At 66.4% G+C, this 18,985-nt stretch carries 16 protein-coding genes; 6 read left to right on the forward strand and 10 right to left on the reverse strand.

Translation table 11 applies throughout. The features are described 5' to 3' along the window. Nucleotide 1: 1 nt before the first annotated feature. The gene (locus Y900_RS25535; protein WP_051660264.1) at nucleotides 2-2,248 is read right to left on the reverse strand and encodes an MMPL family transporter; all 2,247 of its coding nucleotides are present in this window, start codon (nucleotides 2,246-2,248) and stop codon (nucleotides 2-4) included. A 231-nt stretch (nucleotides 2,249-2,479) separates the two neighbouring features. Here Y900_RS25535 and Y900_RS25545 point away from each other — a divergent pair, with 231 nt between their 5' ends. Continuing rightward, nucleotides 2,480-3,403, forward strand: a complete 924-nt coding sequence (locus Y900_RS25545; protein WP_036347812.1) for a TIGR03564 family F420-dependent LLM class oxidoreductase — start codon at nucleotides 2,480-2,482, stop codon at nucleotides 3,401-3,403. Nucleotides 3,404-3,581: 178 nt separating this feature from the next. Further along, the gene (locus Y900_RS25550; protein ID WP_036345233.1) at nucleotides 3,582-4,355 is read left to right on the forward strand and encodes a cutinase family protein; all 774 of its coding nucleotides are present in this window, start codon (nucleotides 3,582-3,584) and stop codon (nucleotides 4,353-4,355) included. A gap of 67 nt (nucleotides 4,356-4,422) precedes the next feature. Here the strand turns inward: Y900_RS25550 and Y900_RS25555 are convergent, their stop codons facing one another. Further along, nucleotides 4,423-5,796 (reverse strand): NAD(P)/FAD-dependent oxidoreductase, encoded by a 1,374-nt coding sequence (locus Y900_RS25555; protein WP_036345234.1) that lies wholly within the window; start codon nucleotides 5,794-5,796, stop codon nucleotides 4,423-4,425. Nucleotides 5,797-6,009: 213 nt separating this feature from the next. Here Y900_RS25555 and Y900_RS25560 point away from each other — a divergent pair, with 213 nt between their 5' ends. Then, nucleotides 6,010-8,271: a putative bifunctional diguanylate cyclase/phosphodiesterase gene (locus tag Y900_RS25560; RefSeq protein WP_237752649.1), complete on the forward strand. Its 2,262-nt coding sequence runs from the start codon at nucleotides 6,010-6,012 to the stop codon at nucleotides 8,269-8,271. A 40-nt stretch (nucleotides 8,272-8,311) separates the two neighbouring features. Here the strand turns inward: Y900_RS25560 and Y900_RS25565 are convergent, their stop codons facing one another. The 4 genes from Y900_RS25565 to Y900_RS25580 form a co-directional block, all read right to left on the reverse strand. Further along, a complete protein-coding gene (locus Y900_RS25565; RefSeq protein ID WP_036345235.1) occupies nucleotides 8,312-9,523 on the reverse strand; it encodes a thiolase family protein in 1,212 nt (403 codons plus the stop codon). A gap of 33 nt (nucleotides 9,524-9,556) precedes the next feature. After that, the gene (locus tag Y900_RS25570) at nucleotides 9,557-9,955 is read right to left on the reverse strand and encodes a Zn-ribbon domain-containing OB-fold protein (RefSeq protein ID WP_036345236.1); all 399 of its coding nucleotides are present in this window, start codon (nucleotides 9,953-9,955) and stop codon (nucleotides 9,557-9,559) included. 75 nt (nucleotides 9,956-10,030) lie between these two features. After that, the gene (locus Y900_RS25575; protein ID WP_036345237.1) at nucleotides 10,031-10,474 is read right to left on the reverse strand and encodes a thiol-disulfide oxidoreductase DCC family protein; all 444 of its coding nucleotides are present in this window, start codon (nucleotides 10,472-10,474) and stop codon (nucleotides 10,031-10,033) included. A 58-nt stretch (nucleotides 10,475-10,532) separates the two neighbouring features. After that, nucleotides 10,533-12,887, reverse strand: coding sequence for a putative bifunctional diguanylate cyclase/phosphodiesterase (locus Y900_RS25580; RefSeq protein WP_051660266.1), 2,355 nt, complete (start codon nucleotides 12,885-12,887; stop codon nucleotides 10,533-10,535). 213 nt (nucleotides 12,888-13,100) lie between these two features. On the opposite strand from Y900_RS25580, the gene Y900_RS25585 reads away from it, so the two are divergent. After that, nucleotides 13,101-13,892: an SDR family oxidoreductase gene (locus Y900_RS25585; RefSeq protein ID WP_036345238.1), complete on the forward strand. Its 792-nt coding sequence runs from the start codon at nucleotides 13,101-13,103 to the stop codon at nucleotides 13,890-13,892. 202 nt (nucleotides 13,893-14,094) lie between these two features. On the opposite strand, the gene Y900_RS25590 is transcribed toward Y900_RS25585, so the two are convergent. From Y900_RS25590 to Y900_RS25605, 4 genes are all read right to left on the reverse strand, one after another. Further along, nucleotides 14,095-14,664 carry an HD domain-containing protein gene (locus Y900_RS25590; protein ID WP_036345239.1) on the reverse strand — a complete coding sequence of 190 codons (570 nt, stop codon included), beginning with the start codon at nucleotides 14,662-14,664 and terminating at the stop codon, nucleotides 14,095-14,097. A gap of 86 nt (nucleotides 14,665-14,750) precedes the next feature. After that, nucleotides 14,751-15,539 carry a DUF1906 domain-containing protein gene (locus tag Y900_RS25595; RefSeq protein WP_036345240.1) on the reverse strand — a complete coding sequence of 263 codons (789 nt, stop codon included), beginning with the start codon at nucleotides 15,537-15,539 and terminating at the stop codon, nucleotides 14,751-14,753. An 88-nt stretch (nucleotides 15,540-15,627) separates the two neighbouring features. Beyond that, nucleotides 15,628-16,362 carry a DUF5666 domain-containing protein gene (locus Y900_RS25600; protein ID WP_036345241.1) on the reverse strand — a complete coding sequence of 245 codons (735 nt, stop codon included), beginning with the start codon at nucleotides 16,360-16,362 and terminating at the stop codon, nucleotides 15,628-15,630. A gap of 68 nt (nucleotides 16,363-16,430) precedes the next feature. Next, on the reverse strand, nucleotides 16,431-16,904 hold the full coding sequence (locus Y900_RS25605; protein WP_036345242.1) for an SRPBCC family protein: 474 nt from the start codon (nucleotides 16,902-16,904) through the stop codon (nucleotides 16,431-16,433). A 291-nt stretch (nucleotides 16,905-17,195) separates the two neighbouring features. Between Y900_RS25605 and Y900_RS25610 the strand changes: the two genes are divergently transcribed. Beyond that, a complete protein-coding gene (locus tag Y900_RS25610; protein ID WP_036345243.1) occupies nucleotides 17,196-17,849 on the forward strand; it encodes a response regulator in 654 nt (217 codons plus the stop codon). Next, complete coding sequence (locus Y900_RS25615; protein ID WP_131536282.1) at nucleotides 17,846-18,958, forward strand: sensor histidine kinase; 1,113 nt, start codon at nucleotides 17,846-17,848, stop codon at nucleotides 18,956-18,958. Before Y900_RS25610 ends, Y900_RS25615 begins: the two co-directional genes overlap by 4 nt. Nucleotides 18,959-18,985 lie beyond the last annotated feature (27 nt).

Raw genomic sequence — 18,985 nt, forward strand, 5'->3', positions numbered from 1 at the left:
ATCATTCGGAGTCGACGCCGCCATGGATGGGTTCTTTCTTAAGCGGCTCCGGCCGCGGCGTCGGATGACCGGCGATGCGGGCATGCCAGCGGGCAATCGGAGCCGGTGCCCACCAGTTGTGCCGGCCCAACAGGTGCATGAAGGCGGGCAGAAGCATCATCCGCACCACCGTGGCGTCGAGGACGATCGCCAAGGTCAGACCCACTCCGAACATGCGCATGAAGGACACCTTGGCCGCGAACAGCGCGCCGAACGAGATCGTCATGATCGCGGCGGCGGCAGTGACCACCCGGCCGGTGTGAGCAAGCCCCTGCGCCACGGCTTCGTCGTTGGCCAGCCGAGTTCGATCGCTGGCCAGCCAGAACTCACGGATGCGCGCAACGATGAAGACCTCGTAGTCCATCGACAGCCCGAACGCGATGCAGAACAGCAGGATCGGCATGTTGGCGACCAGCGTTCCGGTGACCGTCGTGCCCAGCGCCCCGAGATGACCTTCCTGAAACACCCAGACCAGAGCCCCGAACGACGCTGTCAGCGACAGTAGCGTCAGGACCAATGACTTGACCGGCAGCACCACACTGCCGGTCAGGATGAACATCACCGCGAACATGACCGCGGCGATGATGCCCAGCACCACCGGCAGTCGCGAGGTGATCGCGGCCACGCTGTCCTGGCCGACCTGCGTCGCACCGGTCAACCAGATGTCTCGGCCGCCCGGGCCCGGCACCGCCTTGACGCCGCGGAGGGTGTCGACCGCCTCGGGGGAGAACGCCGACTCGGTGGTGTTGACCGTCAGAAAGGCCGATCCATCGCGCACGGCTGCCATTCCTGCCGGCGGACCCGCGCGCACCCCGGCGGCGAAGACAGCCGTCGGGGTGCTCACCTCGGCGACGCCGCGCACCTGTGACACGGCCATGGCGTACGTGTCGATGTCCTGGCTCGACAGCCCTGCGGCGTCGGGCACGACGATCTTTATTGCGCCTTCGGCCTTCTCGGTGAAGTCGGAGCGCAGCATGTCGCCCACCTGGTGAGCCGATGCCGAAGTCGGCAGCACCCGCTCATCGGGCAGCCCCCAGCGGACATCCAGGAAGGGTAGGCACAGCGTCAGCAAGGCGGCCGAGCCCAGCACCGCGACGATCCCGGCGCGTCCCGTCATCAATACCGTTGTGCGATACCAGAATCGGTCGTCGGGTCGACGGTGCTTGCCGCCGGCGTCTCGGGCGGTCAGCCGGCTGCCCAGCAGGACGATCGCCGCAGGCGTGATCACCATCGCGGCAAGGGAACACAGCGCCACCGTGGCTACGCCGGCGTAGGCGAACGACTTGAGGAAGTAGAGCGGAAACACCGCCAGCGCGGCCATCGACATCGCCACGGTGAGCGCGGAGAACAGAACAGTTCGCCCCGCCGTCGCCATCGTGGCCAGCAGGGCGGCGTTCGGTTGCGCACCGGCGGCGATCTCGTCCCGGTACCGGCTGAGGATGAGCAGGGTGTAGTCCACCGCCAAAGCGAGTCCGAGCGCCGCGCTGAGGCTCAGAGCGAAGACCGACACGTCGGTGATCGACGCGATGACGCGGAGCAACGCCAGCGAGCCCACGATCGAGAACGTGCCGACCGACACCGGCAGCAGCGCGGCCCATACGCCTCTGAACACCCAGATCAGCACCACGAACGTCAGGGGTATCGCGATCGACTCCATGACCACCACGTCGCGCTGGGTCTGCGAATTGATCTGTGAGAAGACCATCGCCGAGCCGCCCGCCATCACGTCGACCTGGGGGTATTTGCCGTCCCGACTGGCCGCGACGGCCTCGGCCAGGCGCTGCGCATGCCGGGGTGCGGCGTCCTCGCCGCCACGAAGACCCACCACGACCAGTCCGGATCGGCCATCCGTGCTGATCAGCGATCCGGATACCGCCGCCGGTGCCGTCCACGGCGAGGCCACCGCGGTGACGGCTGGGTCCTTGCTCGCGCGATCGGCGATGGCTGTCCCGACGGCGCGAGCGGCCGCGCTCTGAGCGTTCTGTGGGTCGGTGACGGTGAAGACCAGCTGCATGTCGCCCTGGCCGAACGTGTCGGTCAGAATGCGCGTTGCCTGCGCGGATTCGGCAGCGGGATCCACAAAGCCGCCCGCCTTGAGGTTGCCTGCCGCCGAGGCACCGAACAGGCCCGCCGCGATCATCACGAAGACCGCGCACGCCACGATCCGACCCGGTGCTGCCAGAGCCAGCAAGGTCATCCGGTGCAGCACAGCGGCTTACCTCGCTTCCCGACCGACGGCGACCATGTACAGACCAGCTTGTGGAAGATCGACAACCCGGGGAACCGAACTGACGCGTTCGTCACTGAGATGTCACGGTTGGTCGACCCCGGTCAGACGTGCTTGATGTCGGCCGCCTGTGTGCAGCAGAGTGAGGTGCGGATCGGGTCGATCACCTGAGCGGCGCGATGACGGACAGGGACGCAAAGGAGCGTGTTCGTGATGCAGGTAAGCATGTTCTCCCAACTCAGTGGTTCGGGCAGCGGCTCACCGATCGATGCGACGATCGCCAACCTGGCAATGCTTCGCGACGAGGGATTCAAGCGGGTGTGGATGAGTCAATTACCCTACGAGCCAGACCTTTTCGAGGTGCTCGCGATCGCCTTGCATGAAGTCGACACCATCGAAGTCGCCAGCGGGGTGGTGCCCATCCAGAACGTGCATCCGATGCTCATGGCGCAGCGCGCCCTCACTCTGAGCCTCGCCTCGGGCGGCCGATTCACGCTGGGGCTGGGGATGACTCATCAGGCGGTCACCGAAGGGATGTGGGGAATCCCGTGGGACAAGCCGGTACGCCGGCTCAACGAATACCTTGACGGACTGCTGCCCCTGCTGGCCGGTGAGGCCGCCGAAGCGGCGGGGGAGACGGTCACCACCCGCGGCGCCCTGATGATCTCCGGGGCACCCCGGCCCGAGGTCTACATCGCGGCGCTCGGCCCACAGCTGTTGAAGATCGCCGGCAGGCGGACCTCGGGAACCTGCACGTGGATGACCGGCCCGAAGACACTGGCCGAGCATGTCGGGCCGGCATTGCGTGAGGCCGCGGAGGGCGCCGGTCGGAGCGGCGCGGTTCGCGTCGCCGCGTCTCTGCCGATCAGTGTCACCGACGACGTCGACGCGGCCCGCAAGCAGGCGGCCGAGCAGTTCGCCGTCTACGGTCACCTGCCGTCGTATCGCGCGATGCTCGATCGCGAGGGCTACGCCGGTCCCGAGGACGCCGCCATCATCGGTGACGAGGAGACGGTGCGCGGCCGCCTCGACGAACTGGCGGCGGCGGGTGTCGACGAGTACGTCGCGGCGACGTTCGATTCGTCGTCGGAGGGCCGGGCGCGCACCCGCGCCCTGTTGCGCGCCTACCACACATAGTCGTCGCACCGATTCCGCCAACGGCGATGAGCCGCATTGCCAACGCCGAGCACGGCCCAGGCCATCCCGGCGTCCCGGTTCTGTCCCGGTGAGATAGATCACTTGACACCGGCGGAATCGCAGGTGGGAAATCCCCGCTTGTAGCAGGCAGAAGCCGCTCGAGGATGGGGACAAACTGATGAACACGCCACTGGCTCGCATGAAGAACGCCACCAAGACAGCTGCTCTCGCCGCGTTCGCGTCGTTCGCCGTCGTCGCCGGTCTGTTCGCCGGTCCCGCCGCCACCGCGAACGCTGCCGAAGACTCGTGCGCCGCAGTCGAGGTCGTCTTCGCGCGCGGTACGTTCGAGGCGCCCGGCGTGGGTGCCACCGGCCAGGCATTCGTCGATGCGCTGAGCGCGCGGCTGCCGGGCAAGACGGTCGAGGCCTACGGCGTGAACTATCCCGCGTCGCTGAACTTCGGTCAGGCAGTCGACGGTGTCGCGGATGCGGCCAACAAGATTCAGTCGGTCGCGACGGAATGCCCGTCGACCAAGATCGTGCTGGGCGGCTACTCGCAGGGCGCTGCGGTGGCCGGCTACACGACGTCGAGTACGGTTCCGGCCGGAATCACGTTGCCCGCCAGCATCTCCGGACCGCTGCCCGCGTCCGTCGCATCCCATGTTGCCGCGGTGGCGCTGTTCGGCACCCCCGACGACTGGTTCCTGGGCTTGGCGGACCGCAGTGCGCCCCCGATCGCGATCGGCGGTGCCTACGCGGGAAAGACCGTTCAGCTGTGCGCCATCGGTGACCCGGTCTGCTACCCGGGCGGGCTGGACCGCAGCGCGCACAGTTCCTACAAGAGCAACGGCATGGCCGATCAGGCTGCTGATTTCGTGGTGAGCAAGCTCGGCGGCCCCGCTCAGGCGGCCACGCTTGTGCAGACTGCGGCACAGGTCGACACAGCCAACTGACCCCCTTCACCGACGGCCGGATGCCAGTCCGAGAGGACTGCGTCCGGCCGTCGGCTTGTCGCCACGCTCACCCGGCGTTCTGATCACGACGGCCGGTCTCCGTCGGCTCTTCGCGGCCCTGATGCACCGGCGACTGCCAGGTATACGGCTCATCGGGGTGGCCGGACCCACCCAGAATGAAGGTGCGGTCGCTGCGATTGGCCCGTGCGATGGACGCCATCCAGGTTGCGACCGTGCTGAATCGGTTGCGGACTCCGGTCAGGAATGCGATGTGGATGAAGCCCCACCCAAGCCAGCCCGCGATACCGGTGAGCTTGATCGGACCGGCCTGTAGGAGGGCGTGGCCGCGGCTGATGTAGGCCGCGGATCCGAGGTCGCGGTAGCGAAAGTTCTTGCGGTTTCGTGCATCGAGGTCGCGTTTGATGCAGGCGGCGACATGCAGACCGCCCTGCATGGCGTTCTCGGCGACACCGGGCAGTCCGTCGCGGCCGGCGAGGTCGCCGATGACGAAAACCGTGGAATGGCCCGCCACCGAGAGGTCGGCGCCGACTGCGATGCGGCCCGACCTGTCGGTGCCGGCGCCCAGCACCTCGGCGGCGTGGCGGGCGAAGGGCACCGCTTCGACACCGGCCGTCCACAGCACCGTGCGCGTCGCGTAATCCTTGTCGGGTCCGCCGCTTTTCGAGCTGACGGTCACTCCGCCGCGACGCACATCACTGACGTGGACACCTAAGTGCATCTCGACACCCAGCTTCTCGAGTTCGCGCGTTGCACGTTCTGTGAGGGCGGGGGCGAAGCTCTTGAGCACGCGATCTCCGCCGTCGAACAGCAGCACCCGGGCTTCCTCCGGTTCGATGCTGTGAAACTCTTTGGCCAGTGCCCGCGTCGCGAGTTCTCTTATCTGCCCGGCCAATTCGACACCGGTAGGTCCGGCGCCCGCGACCGCGAAGGTGAGCCACTCGTCGCGCTCGGGGCCTGGCGGCAACGTCTCGGCGATCTCGAACGCCGCGAATACTCTGCGCCGGATGCTGAGCGCATCGTCGAGGGTCTTCATACCCGGCGCCCACGCCGCGAATTCCTCCTTGCCGAAGTACGACTGCCGCATGCCGGCCGCGATCACCAGGTAGTCGTAGTCGATCTCGAACATCGTCTCGTCAGGACGACGAGCCGTGACCCGGCGCGCGTCGGCATCCAGCCGGATGGCCTCGCCCAGCAGTGTCGTGACGTTGCGGTGGTGGGCCAACTCCTCGCGCAGGGACCGGCTGATCTGCCCGATGCTGAGAGTCCCCGTCGCACACTGGTAGAGCAGCGGCTGGAAGACATGGCAGGCGGCCCGGTCGAGCAACGTCACGTCGACGTCGAGGCGCCCGAGTCGACGGGCGCAGAACAGGCCACCGAAACCGCCGCCGATGATGACTACTTTCGGGCGTCCGTTACCCATGCCGAATCAACCTCATTGTCGTGTCCAACCTCATTGTCGTTGAAGTACCCGTTCGGAAAGCCATGACTACGGGCTGTCCGAGGGCTATCCGATCGATTTGCCGGTTCAACGCCGACCGTACTCACTTGCGCGATAACGGTCCCAGCCGCCGTGCCGTTCTGCCACGATATGTGGGGTCGACGCCGCGGGCCGGAGGGGAGCGCGTTGTCGCTTATGAGTCGCCGCCTGCGTTGCGGGTTGTCTGCCGCGGTCGTGGCCACGGCAGCGTTCAACGCGCTCGGCCTGTGGGGAGTCGCGACGGCGCTGCGGGTGCAATTCGCCCTCGAGACCATCGTGAGCGTCGCCGCCTTGGTGGTAGGGCTCGCCGTGGTCCCGCGAGTGACCGGGCTTTCGCGGTGGTGGCGGACGACCCTTCTCGTCGCCGTAGCGATTTTCCTGGGAGCCGAACTCCTGTGGCAGCTGACGGGGCACGCCGACCGGCATGGGACCGCGTCGTGGCTGACCGTGGCCGGCTATTTCGTCGGTGCGTTCTTCTTCTGCACGGCGATGGTCCTGCTGATCCGGGCAGGCCGCGACCGCGACCTGCCCGGCCGAGCGCCGGCGCGGCCACGGATCTTCACCACCCTGCTCGACGGACTGATCAGCGCTCTGTCGTTCGCTCAGTTCATCTACCTGGCGCGGCCCGGTGCTGCGGACAGCAGCGCATTGCCCCGATCGACCAACACCGCGGTCATCTTCGGTATCGCCATCGTGGAACTGGTCGTGGTCATGGTCGCTGTTCTCCTCGCGATGTGGTACCCGCCGTACCGCCTGGGGCGGGCCAACTACATGCTGCTCGCGGCTGCGGTGATCACCCTCGTCTCCTCTGATCGGCTGCTGGCCTACCTTCGCAGCGTCGAGGTGACGAACCTGGACCTCTGGATCGGCACCGGATTCGTGTTCGCGCCGCTGCTGATCGCGTGGAGCCTGCTCGAGCTGCCGCCGCGGCCGCGCCCCGAGAACGAACTGCCGACCAACTGGGCGCAGCTGACCCTGCCCTATGTGGGCTTCATGGGTAGTACGGCCCTCCTCGCGTTCCAGGTACTCGTCGGCCGCGGCATCGACATGTTCTTCGCCTCCACCTATCTCGCCTTGGCGGTGCTGGTCGCGACCCGCTATCTGGTTGCCATGCGCATCCAGCGGGTGCTGACCGCGCAGCTCGTCGACGCCAAGCGCCGCCTCGCTCATCAGGCGCACCATGACGCGCTGACGAATCTGCCCAACCGGTTGCTGCTGGCGGAGCGGCTGGACGACGCGATCCGGGATGGGCCGTTCGTGTTGATCTTCGTCGACATCGACGACTTCAAGGAGGTCAACGACCGTTTCGGGCACGCAGCCGGTGACGAGTTGCTGTGCGCGATCAGCGCCCGACTGCGCAGCTGTCTGGGACGCGACGACACTCTCGCTCGTATCGGGGGAGACGAGTTCGCCATCCTGATCGCCGGTGAGGTCGGAGCACCGGAGATCGTCGCCGACCAATTGCGTGTCGCACTTCGGAGTCCGTTCTCGGTGCACGGGACGTCGATCCGGGTACGGGCGAGCATGGGCCTTGTCAGCCCGGGGCATCATGGTCTGCCGCCGACGTCGGACGATCTGCTCCGGCAGGCCGACATCTCGATGTACACCGGCAAGCGAATGGGCAAGGACACCGCGGTGGTCTACCGGCCGGCGTTCAGCGTGTCGGAGGATTTTCCGACGGCGCTACGCCAGGCGAAGGGCGAAGTCCCGCAGGGCTTCCGACTGAAATATCAGCCCATCGTCACGCTTCCGCACGGCTCGCCGGTCGCTGTGGAGGCGCTGGCGCGATGGACCACGCCGAGCGGGATGCAGATCCCGCCACAGACGTTTGTCTCGCTGGCCGAAGCCAACGGCATGGGGGCGCAACTGGATTCGTTGGTTCTGGATCAGGCCTGCGCGCAGATCGCGGCGGTGGACCTGGACCTGGACGTCCACGTGAACATCGGTGCAGCGCGCCTCGGAAGCGCGGAATTCGAAGGCATCATCAGCCGCACGCTCGCTCGGCACGGGCTGGCCCCTGCCCGGCTCGTTCTGGAGATCACCGAGACCGTTCCGATCGTCGACCTGGCCGAGGGAGCGGCGGCCATCAGGCGTTTGAACGACCTCGGTATCAGAGTCGCTCTGGACGATTTCGGCGCCGGTTACAACTCACTGACGTATCTGCACGAATTGCCAGTGCAGATCGTGAAATTGGATCGCGGCCTCGCGCTGGGTGTAGACCCGGCACGCAATCTCACCCTGTACCGGTCCGTCATCGGACTGTGTGAAGCGTTGAGTCTCACCGTCATCGCCGAAGGCATCGAAACCGCCGACCAGGCGGAGACCATATTCCTGGCCGGCTGCAGCCTGGCCCAGGGTCACCTGTTCGGGCGGGCGAAAGAGTTGTCCGATATCGGGGTTCCGTTGACCGCGTGGTAGAAACGCCGGGTACGCCGGATTAGAGGCGCGCCAACGCGATTCAGGCCGCGGACTTCTCCAGGATGTGGACACCGCACGCCGACCCGAGCCCGATGACGTGGGCAAGCCCCACCCTGGCGTTCTCGATCTGACGATCGCCGGCCTCACCGCGCAGGTGGTGGCAGATCTCCCAGATGTTGGCGATGCCGGTCGCCGCAATCGGATGGCCCTTGGACTGCAGACCACCGGACACATTGACCGGAGTCGAGCCGTCACGCCAGGTGGCGCCGGAGTTGAAGAAGTCGGCGGCGCCGCCTTCCTCGCACAGCATCAGGTTGTCGTAGTGGACCAGTTCGGCGGTTGCGAAGCAGTCGTGCAGCTCGACCAGGTCGAGGTCCTTGGGCCCGATGCCGGCCTGCTCGTAGGCGGTGGCGGCGGCGTTGCGCGTCAGGGTGTTGACGTTCGGCAGCACCTGACAACCCTCTTCGTAGGGGTCGGAGGTCAGCACCGACGCCGACACCTTCACCGCGCGCCTGCGTTGTTCTGCCGACAGCGTTTTCAGGGTTTCGCCGTTGCACACGATCGCCGCCGCAGCGCCGTCGCAGTTGGCCGAGCACATCGGGCGGGTGTTGGGGTAGGCGATCATGACGTCGTTCATGATCTGCTCGAGTGTGAAGCGTTTCTGGTAGGCCGCCAGCGGATTCAATGTCGAATGCGCGTGATTCTTTTCGCTGATCTTCGCGAACAGCTCGAAGCTGGTGCCGCCGTACTTGTGGCCGTATTCGGTGCCGATCTGGGCGAACACCCCGGGCATGGCCTCGGTGCCGATGCGCCCGTCGATCGGCGCGACGGCACCGAAGCGCCCGGCCGGCTGCCAGACATCGGAGTCATCCTTTCTTCGGCCGCCTGCACCCAGAAGCCCTGCGCCCGAGAGCTTTTCCACGCCGACCGCCATGCCGTAGCGCACCTCGCCGGCCTTGACCGCCATTATCGCGGTGCGCAGTGCGGTGGCACCGGTGGCGCACGCGTTGGCCACGTTGTACACCGGAATCCCGGTCTGGCCGATCTGCTTCTGCAGCTGCTGGCCGATGCCGGCGCTGGCATTCATCAGGTTGCCCGCGGCCAGCACGCCGATATCGGCCATGCTCACGCCGGCGTCGGCGAGCGCGGCCATGGCGGCTTCCGCGGCCAGATCGACGGTGTCCTTATCGGCGTGCTTGCCGAATTTGGTCATCCGGATACCGAGGATGAAAATGTCGTCGCTCGCACTCATGGCATCTCCTTGGAACGGTGTGGTGGCGGGGAGTCAGGCCACGGGCTCGAAACCGAAGCCGATGGCCTCGGTTCCTTCTGCGTCGGCGCCGAGTGAGTAGGTGCTCAGCCGCACCTTCATGCCGTCGTGGGCGTGTTCGGGATCGGGCTCGACGTTGACGAGATTGGCACGCACTTGCGTGCCGTCGCAGTCGATGACCGACGCGACGAAGGGGACGGGCACGCCCGGGGCGGCGAAGGTGACGATGGTGAACGTGCGGACGGTGCCTTCGGTGGCGACGGGGACGGTTCGGAAATCGGTGGCGAAACAGTTGGCGCAGGCGTTGCGCCGGTCGAAGAATCGGGCGCCGCACGCTGTGCATTCGTGGGCCACGAGATGGGGTTCACCGTCGTCGAGCACGAGGTAGTCGACCATCGGGATGCGCTCGGCCATGTGAACCTCCGTTCGTAGGTCCTTGTGACGCTAGCGAAGGGGCGGCGGCCTCGACAGAGCGGGTGTGCCGACAGCTCAGCCGTAGGCCGAGTCGAGGAAGCGGTTGCGCACGTCAGCAGTCGGGATCGGGCAGGTGTCATGCCGGCCGCCGATGCGGTAACGCACGGTGGCGAACCGTTCGTAGAGCCAGTCGCGCGCGACCCGCGGGATCACGTACGCCGTCAATGTCAACCGCCACCAGCCGCCAAGGTATGCCGCGACCTGCAGCAACGCCGTCGAGCGCAGGTATGCGGTCTCGCTGGGCCGTCCGGCGTCGCGTACGAAGACCGCGGTGTCCGCACCGGCCAGCTCGGGGTGCCGAGCGATGGTCTCGCGAGCGAAGTCGCTGTCCAACGCCGCGAAGAGCAGAGTCCCGCGCCGGTCGTGTCGAAGAATGGTGCGAACCGCGCTGTTGCAGACCCCGCACACACCGTCGTAGAGCAGTACAGGCGCGGTCGGGAAGTCGTCCGCCGGTGTCATGGCGTCCTCCCTTGCCAACGCGGTGATTCGGCCTCCAGCATCCTAGATCGGGCCGGGCTCAGGTCCGTTCTGTTCCTGACGTCACAGGGGTGCCGGCACCGATGGGATCCGTGGCGTCGGTGACCATCCGCAGCACGTCGTCGGCCGACAAGGGCACGCTGAAGTAGAAGCCCTGCACCACATCGCAGCCGAACTCGATGAGGCGCGCGGCGACGTCGGCGTCTTCGACGCCCTCGGCAACGACGATCAAGCCCAGTTCGTGAGCGAGCGCGATCACCGCATGGACCACGGTCGCCACCCTGGCATCGTGCAGAATCTGGACGACGAGCCGGCGGTCCAGCTTCACCTCGTCCACCGGCAGCTCGCACAGATAGGACAGGGTGGAGTAGCCAGTCCCGAAGTCGTCGATGGCGATGCGAATTCCACTGCGGCGCAACTGGTTCAGTACGTCACGAGTGCCTTCGATGTTGCCGAGCACCAGGTCCTCGGTGATCTCGACAGTCAGCGCACTGGCCGGCAGTTTGCGGTCCGCCAGCGCCCGACGGATGCGGGCCGGCAGATGTGGATCGGCAAGAAGGGGTGCCGACATGTTGACGGCGATCGGCAGATGCACCGCGGCCTGATGCCACCCCTGCGCAGCGTCGAGTGCGGTGTTGATCACCAGATCGGTGACCGGGCGCATCAGACCGTTATGGCGGACCAGGGGCAGGAATTCGTCCGGACTGAGCAGTCCGCGCCGATGATGCGGCCAGCGCACCAGGGCCTCGACACCGACCATGTGGCCGGTCAGGAGGTCGAACTTGGGCTGATAGGCCAGCGTCAGCTCGACGGAGTCGATCGCTTGGCGCAGCTCACCCAACAGCTGGGCCGCGGCTGCATCCTCGTTTGACGCCGTGCTGCGCAACCGGTGGACCAGCCCGTCGTCGGGGCACGTGGCCTCCTGCAAGTCCGGGGTGAACCGGTGCACACCGACGGTGCGAGTCTTCTTGGCCGCATACATGGCGGTGTCCGCACGTTTGACCAGTTCCTCGGCGGATACCTCGGGTTCGTCGGCCCCTGCGACGGCCAGCCCGACGCTGGGTCGGATGAACAATTCCTGGCCATCGATGACGAACGGCTTGTCGAAGGACTCCGCCACCCGCTGGGCGATCTGGTCGGCGTGCTTGTGCATGGGGTCGTCGTCGACGAGTACGACGAATTCGTCGCCGCCGATGCGGGCGACGGTATCGCTATTGCGGACGCAACCCAGGATCCGTTCACCGGCGCGGTTCAGCAATTCATCGCCGGCTGGATGGCCCAGCGTGTCGTTGACGAGCTTGAAGTCGTTGAGGTCCAGGATGATCAGCGCCACCGCCGCGCTGTCCCGCTCGCGGCGTTGCATAGCCTCCTCGAGTCGGTCGGAGAACATCGCTCGGTTGGCCAGGCCCGTCAACGGATCACGCAGCGCCTGTTCGGCGACGGTGGCGAGCAGGCGGCGGTTTTCCCGCACCGCCAGGTACTGGCGGCCCAGTACCGCGAGCATCAGAAGCGTTCCGACGGTCCCTACCAACGGAGTTTGGAAGACGGTGGCCGGTTCGGCGGCGGCGACGATGCCGGCCAGGAGAAGTGGCGCGTAGGGGAAGCAGACCGACGCCCAGCCGGCCAGGTTGGCGTGGACGCGGGGCCGGCGAACCTCGTCACGGCTGACGGTGGCCGCCACCATGATGAGCATCAGGCCGGCGACCCATCCGATGTCGATCAGGTTTCCGCTGGAATAGTCGTTCTTCGCCGATAAGTAGGCAAAGCCGCTGTCGGACAGAGCAATGAAGGCCATAGCGATGGTCAACAGCGTCGACACCCCGCGTTGATCGTCGGCTGCGCGCAGCCACGCCATCGCCGCGATGGTCAGGACCACCACATCGGACAGCGGGTAGGCCAGCGAGATGATCACCGCCGGTGCGCCATCCGAGCCGGCGGAGTAGATCGGGTTGAGGATCGTCACCCAGCTCACCAGGAAGAGCGATCCCGCCACGATCACGCCGTCGAGCAGTGTCCTGGCCCGCAACTGGCCGCTGTCGGCGGGGAACAGCAGCAGGCCGACGCCGAACCCGACCGGCATGATCAGATAGGCCGCGTCGGCCAGTGACGGGAACGGGGGTTCCTCGAGAGCGAGTTCGTAATAGGCCCACAGGACCTCGCCGAGCGCCCAGCCGACCATCCCGATCGTGATGGCAATCCACGCGGCCCGCAGCCTCCCGTGCACCGCTCGCGCAGCCAGGGCCGTGAAGACCGCCGCGGGAATCGTCAGCAGCACAAACACGACGTCGTCGACGGCTTTGACGGCATCACCGTGCGATCGCCCGCTGAGAACCCAGACCACGAAGGTCGCGAAGATCACCGAGGCACAGATCGCGACCCGGGCGGTCTTGGGCATCGCGGCCCCTTTCCTGCACCGCCCGGTGGCACAACACTCCGGGACAACGTAAAGCCGCTGTCAGAATAGCGGACGCGCAAAGGCGAGCAAAGGCAAACCACCGGTCAGAAGCTCGGTTAAATGCCTACCAATGCATCAGCAGCAACGTTTCAAACCTATATGACGAGGATGGCCGCACGCGCAACCTCAGGCAACTGCGCTAGACATGTCCCCGTGGACATCGACGGAGCGGTGGCGGTGGTCACCGGAGCGGGCTCAGGCATCGGCAAATCTGTCGCAGCGGCCCTGGCAGCCGGCGGCGCCTCGGTGATCGCCGGCGACATCGATGCGAATTCGGCCGCCGACACCGCTGCGATGATCGGTGGCATCGCGGTGGCGGCGGACGCCTCGAGCCCGGACGGAATCGCCGCCCTGCTCGACGCCGCACGCCGGGCGTTCGGGCGAACCGACATCTACGTCGCCAACGCCGGTATCACCGGTGAAGCCGGCCTCGGCGACGACGAAGCCGCCTGGGACCGGATCATCGACATCAACCTCCGTGCCCACATCCGGGCGGCCAAGGCAGTCATGCCGGAATGGGTCGCGCGGGGCAGCGGGCACTTCGTCGTCACCGCGTCGGCTGCTGGTCTGCTCACCCAACTCGGCGCCGCCCCGTACAGCGTGACCAAGCACGCCGCTGTCGGGTTCGCCGAGTGGCTGGCGATTCGGTACGGCGACAACGGGATTGGCGTGAGCTGTCTATGCCCGATGGGTGTGGACACCCCGCTGCTGCGGGGCATGTCCGACTCGCCGGACGAAGAGATCCGGGTGGCCGGCTCTGCGGTCACCAGTGCGGGAGCGGTCATCAGCCCGGACACCGTGGCCGCCCTCGTCGTCCAGGCGATCGCCGATGGGACGTTTCTGGTGCTGCCACACCCCGAGGTGCTGACGATGTACCGGCAGAAGGGCGCTGACTACGAGCGCTGGATCGCCGGCATGCGCCGCTACCAACGCACCCTGCGGTAGCAGCAAGGCGACGACGTTTCGGGCGTGACGAAGCGGGGTAAGAATCCGCCAGCGTCGTCGACAGCCGACGTCGGACCGCGAGACGAAGGAAACCTGATGATTCCGTTCATCTGCCCGGCTTGCGGGCAACTCGACATCGATAGCCCCGACTGCGCATCGTGCGCCGGCAGCGCCCACGACGCCCCCTGAGGCGCGCGCCGAATCAGCGTGCGGCGAGCCACGGCTCGCGGGCGAAGACGTCTTCGACCATGGGCCGGAAGAACTCAAGCGGCCGATGCTCGAACTGGGCGTCGAAACAGTTCTGGTCGTAGCTTTCACAGAACTCCACCGCGTCGCCGAACCAGGGGTGCCCGCGATACCGTTCCCGGGCGTCCCGGACGCCGCCCATGTGCGGCGCGTAGTAGTACTGCTGGAATTCGGGGTGCACCCGGACGATCCAGGCCACCTGTTCGGAGACGTACGGCGCGATGACGGCGGACGCGAACGCCCCGTGGGCATGGGGCGCATAGGTGTCGCCGATGTCGTGCAGCAGTGCAGCCACGACGTAGTCGGCCGGGCGGTTGTCCTCGAAGGCGCGGGTCGCCGATTGCAGGCAATGATCGAGCCGGCTGATCGGGTAGGCCTGCTGTCCCTCCGCCAGTGCTTCGACCAGGGCCAGCACCCGGTCCACCAGTCCGGCGTTGTTGGCTGCTTCGGCACGCTCGATGAGCGCATAGTCCTGCGCGGTGCCTTCGGTCATGGTGCGGTATGTCGCCCGGGTCGGCGCGCTCATCGTCGGTTCCTCTCGGGACGGCGTCCGACCAAATCTAGCCGCGGCGTGTTTCGGCTACGTGACGCGACGATCGCGTGCAGATGCAGTCACGGATGCAGGTTCCATTGGCCGACATCGGAGGCCAGAACGTCGTTGACGTCGACTTCCAGGCCGCCCACCAGTGGTCCGGGGTTCGAGGCAGTGCTCACGATCCGCTGGTAGAGAACGGCGGCGGGGTGCACCCGGTTGCCGGACCACGCCTTGGTCTGCCAGGCCCACACCCGGCCAGGCGTGCTCGATCGACCGATGACGCCGTCCGTCAACGCCCACTGACACACGTCGATACCGCCGTAGACCCCCGTGCGCTGAACCCCGAGAACCGAGTTGATTCCTCGAAACCATTGCAATGCAACGCGATTCCACGTGTCGCGATTGATGTCCTCGTCGATGGTGAAGAAGACCGGCGCACTCTGGCCGCCACCGGCCGCGGTGTGCAGCTGCCACGCGGTGCGTGCGTCGGCGACGCCGCCGGCGTACCCGCGCAGAAAATCCGACGGCGCTGTCCCGCCGGGCTTTCCGTACTGATAGTTGCTGACGATCACCAGGCCCGCGGCGGTCAGCGACTGGGCGTACGGCAGCGTGATCGGCTTGGCGCCGAACGACGAGCCCGGCCGCGACGTCGATACGTAGTTGACCACCCCGGAGTGGCCGGCGGCGCGGATCTGCTGCGCGGGGATCTGTTTGGCGGCGAAGTCGATCAGTGTGGGGGCCGCCGCGGCGGCTTCGGGCGCGCCCCAACCCAGCGACGCGGCACCAAGGCCCGCCACGGCGCCGGCGAAGCGCAGTGCGTCACGCCGGGTGACCGGACGGCCCGCCGCCGGGGGCAAATCGTGCATCGCGCGATGTTAACGATGTGGCTGCCGTGAACGGAGTTCCCACGCTGATCGTTGTGCGTTTCAGCTCAAGATGAGCTTGGATCGTTACTCATCGGTTCATGGCCGGGCAACTGCCGTTGTTGGCCGGCCGCAGGCCGATCATGGTCGCCTGCAGCGTGCCGCTCGCATCCTTGGTACCGCGCGCGGTGACGCACATGCCTTGCGCGATCGCCTGGACGTCGGCGGGAGCCCGCTTGGTGTAGGTGGTGGTGCCGGACAGGGTGACGTTGGTGGGCGTGTTGCTCCCCGCCGCGGTCACGACCAGCGTGCTGCCATTGACCGAGGTCACCGTGCCGCGCACGCCGCCGTGACCCGCGGAACCTGCCTGCTGTCGAGCGCCGGCGAAGCATTGGCCGTCTCTCGGTGCGCTGACCGATATCGCCGCCGCAGTCACCGAACCGTCCGGCGCCGGGCTGCTGCCGCGGGCCGGACGCACGGACACACAACTGCCGACGGTGAGATCGGCGACGGCGGCCGGGGTCAGTTCGGAGACCTTCGTCGACGAGGTGAAGCCGAGGTTGGATGTGACGTTCTTGTCGCTGACCGCCGCGGTTCCGCCGTTGACCGACGTGATCAGCCCCGCCACGTGGTCCTTGCCGCCGCCTTTCGACGGTGCGGAACCCGAGGTCGCCGGCGCCGTCGCGCTCGTCGACCCCGCTGCCTGTGTCGAGGAATTCGTGGCAGTGGGAGAGGAGCCGCAGGCCGCCAGCGACAGGGCGGTGAGGCCGATCAGGATCGGCACCGCATGCCGACGCGTCAGTGATACCGGAACGGTGAGAGTCATGCGTCCACAGTCGGCCGCCGAACTTGGACTGCCCTTTACAGCCCGCATGAGTGAGCTGTGCGTTGCGCCTACCGCGGATAGCCTCGCCGCACGGCCCGCTCGAGGATACCCAGCGTCGCGCGCAGTGCCGGCTCGCCGACGATCGGGAAGATCTTGGCGTCGCGCCAGTGCTGATCGATGTGGGACCAGTCGTAGAACGACGTGACGGCGGTACCGCCGTCCGCGGGCTCCAGCCGGTAGCCGTACACGTGCCCGATATCGGGCTTCAGTTGGCCGAAGATCGTCCAGGCGATCAGCTTGTCCTGTTCGAACTGCGTGATCGACACGGTGACGTCGTACTTGCCCAACGGATAGTCGTTGAGCGATTCGCGGTCCATGTGCACGACGAAGCTGTCGCCGACCGCTGCGACGGATGACCCGTCGGCGTCTTGCAGCATGCCGGTGGCGTCGATCGCGACGTGCCCTTGCGGATCGCAGAGCACCGCGAAGATGTCGGCCGCAGGCGCGGGGATCAGTCGTTGAACCTCGATGCGTTCGCTCACGGATGGATCCTGTCACGTGCGGGGCGCCTCGTCGCGGTACTCGGCGCCGGCCGGATATTCGGCTGGGTTCCCACGATGATGTCCCTTGCGGCGAGCGACCCCGCGGCTCGCCGAGCCGCCCAGATGCGCGATTTCAGCGGCTATTCTCATACCCGCAGTTCCGAAGTTGGCTTGAATCAATTCACTCGCTTGCCACCGCCTGAGTCGGGTGGGCGTGGCGCCGAGGCCTCAGCGGTACCCGGGGCTTTTCGTTCGGCAGGGCAAGGAATTTCGGCAGGTAAGGAGTAGCCAGTGCCGAAGGTGGTCATCGTGGATGACGAGGCTCTGATTCGTTCAGGCTTTCAGCTCATCCTGTCTAACGCGGTGGGAATCGATGTCGTGGCAACCAGTGACGGCATTCATGCTGTGGAAGTGATCGCCGAGCACGAGCCAGACGTCGTCCTGCTGGACATCAGGATGCCCGGGACGGATGGCTTGGCCGTCCTCGCTGCAGTGCAACAGCTTCCGTCCCCGCCTGCTGTGGCGATGCTGACAACGTTCGACACCGACGAGTACGTCGCCGCCGCGCTGCGCTCCGGAGCAGTAGGTTTCCTATTGAAGGACACTGATCCAGCCTTCCTTCCGGATATGGTGCGAACACTGGCAGCCGGGGGGCTGGTGCTGTCGGAGGCCATCAGCCCAAAGGTGATTTCTGGTTATCTCGATGATCCCGTCGATCCAGTGTCGGTGGCCGACGTGCAGACGTTGACCCAACGCGAGATCGATGTACTGCGCCTGCTGGCGAGCGGGCGGTCCAATGGCGAAATCGCGGCTGCGCTGTATTCGAGCGTAGGCACGGTCAAAGACCACGTCAGTTCCATCCTGTCCAAGCTCGCGGTGAAAACCCGAGTCGAAGCAGCCATCATCGCTCAGCGCGCGGGCATTCTCGAGGGTCCCGGATCGTGACAGCCGGCCGGTTGGGTCGCTTGCGAGCCGTCATTGTCGATGCAGTGCTTCTCGGGATGGCCGCGATAGAGGCATTCGAGGCGATCGGATTCAGCAGGAGCCACCTCCTGGCGGAAGTGATGGCGGTAGTTGCGCTGTGTGCGTTGCCATTTCGTCGGCGTGCACCGTATCTGGTGTTCGTCGCGACGGTACCGATGCTCTCATTGACGATGGCTTCCATCGCCTCGCTGGTTGCTCTCTACACCGTCGCCGAACGTCGGCCGGCCCGCATACCGCTCGCAACGTGCACGCTGATGGTGTTCCTGGATTCTGCGAGGAGCCTGTGGGGGGAGGGCTATCCACTGTCAGGTTCGCTCCTCGATCTCGTCTACGCAGTCTTATTTGCTGGAGCGCCGGTGTTGATGGGCCTGCTCATGCGCGCTCGCACGGAGCTGGCTGTACAACTTGCCGAGGTCCGGGACATGCGCGGATCCCGCCAAGAATTGCTGCTGGAAAAGGAATTAGCCCGCGCCCGTACTGATCTGGCGCGCGAGATGCACGACGTCGTATCCCATCAAGTGAGTCTTATCGCTGTGCAAGCCGGCGCTTTGCAAGTCACGGCCCGCGACGATGCGGTCGTGGAAATTGCTCGAACTATTCGTACGCTGAGTGCCCGTACGCTCGACGAACTTCGTCAAATGGTCGGGGTCTTGCGGGCCTCAGGCAGTAGGTCTCCGGATCTGTCCCCGCAGCCGGGTATCGACGACATCCCCGCTTTGGTCGCGGCCTCTGGAATCGACACGACGGTGAACACAACGTGCACCACCGATGACGAAGTGTCGGCAGCAGTGCAGCGCGCCGTCTACCGCACTGTTCAGGAGGGCCTGACCAACATCCACCGGCATGCACCCGGAGCGCAGGCCTGGTTGGAATTGCAGATAGACGAGAGTGCGGTACATCTCTCGCTGATCAATTCGTCACCTCGACGCTCTCCCGACCCGTTGCCCAGCGACCAATATGGGCTACGAGGCCTGCGAGAGCGCGCGGAGCTGCTAGGTGGTTCGATCGCCACGCGCCAGATCGCAAGCGGGGGATACGAACTGGCTCTGCAGTTGCCGCTGCGCTGTTGATTTCTGGCGAGTGGTTGGACGCCGTGC

Source organism: Mycolicibacterium aromaticivorans JS19b1 = JCM 16368 (genome assembly GCF_000559085.1).
Classification (GTDB): Bacteria; Actinomycetota; Actinomycetes; order Mycobacteriales; family Mycobacteriaceae; genus Mycobacterium; species Mycobacterium aromaticivorans.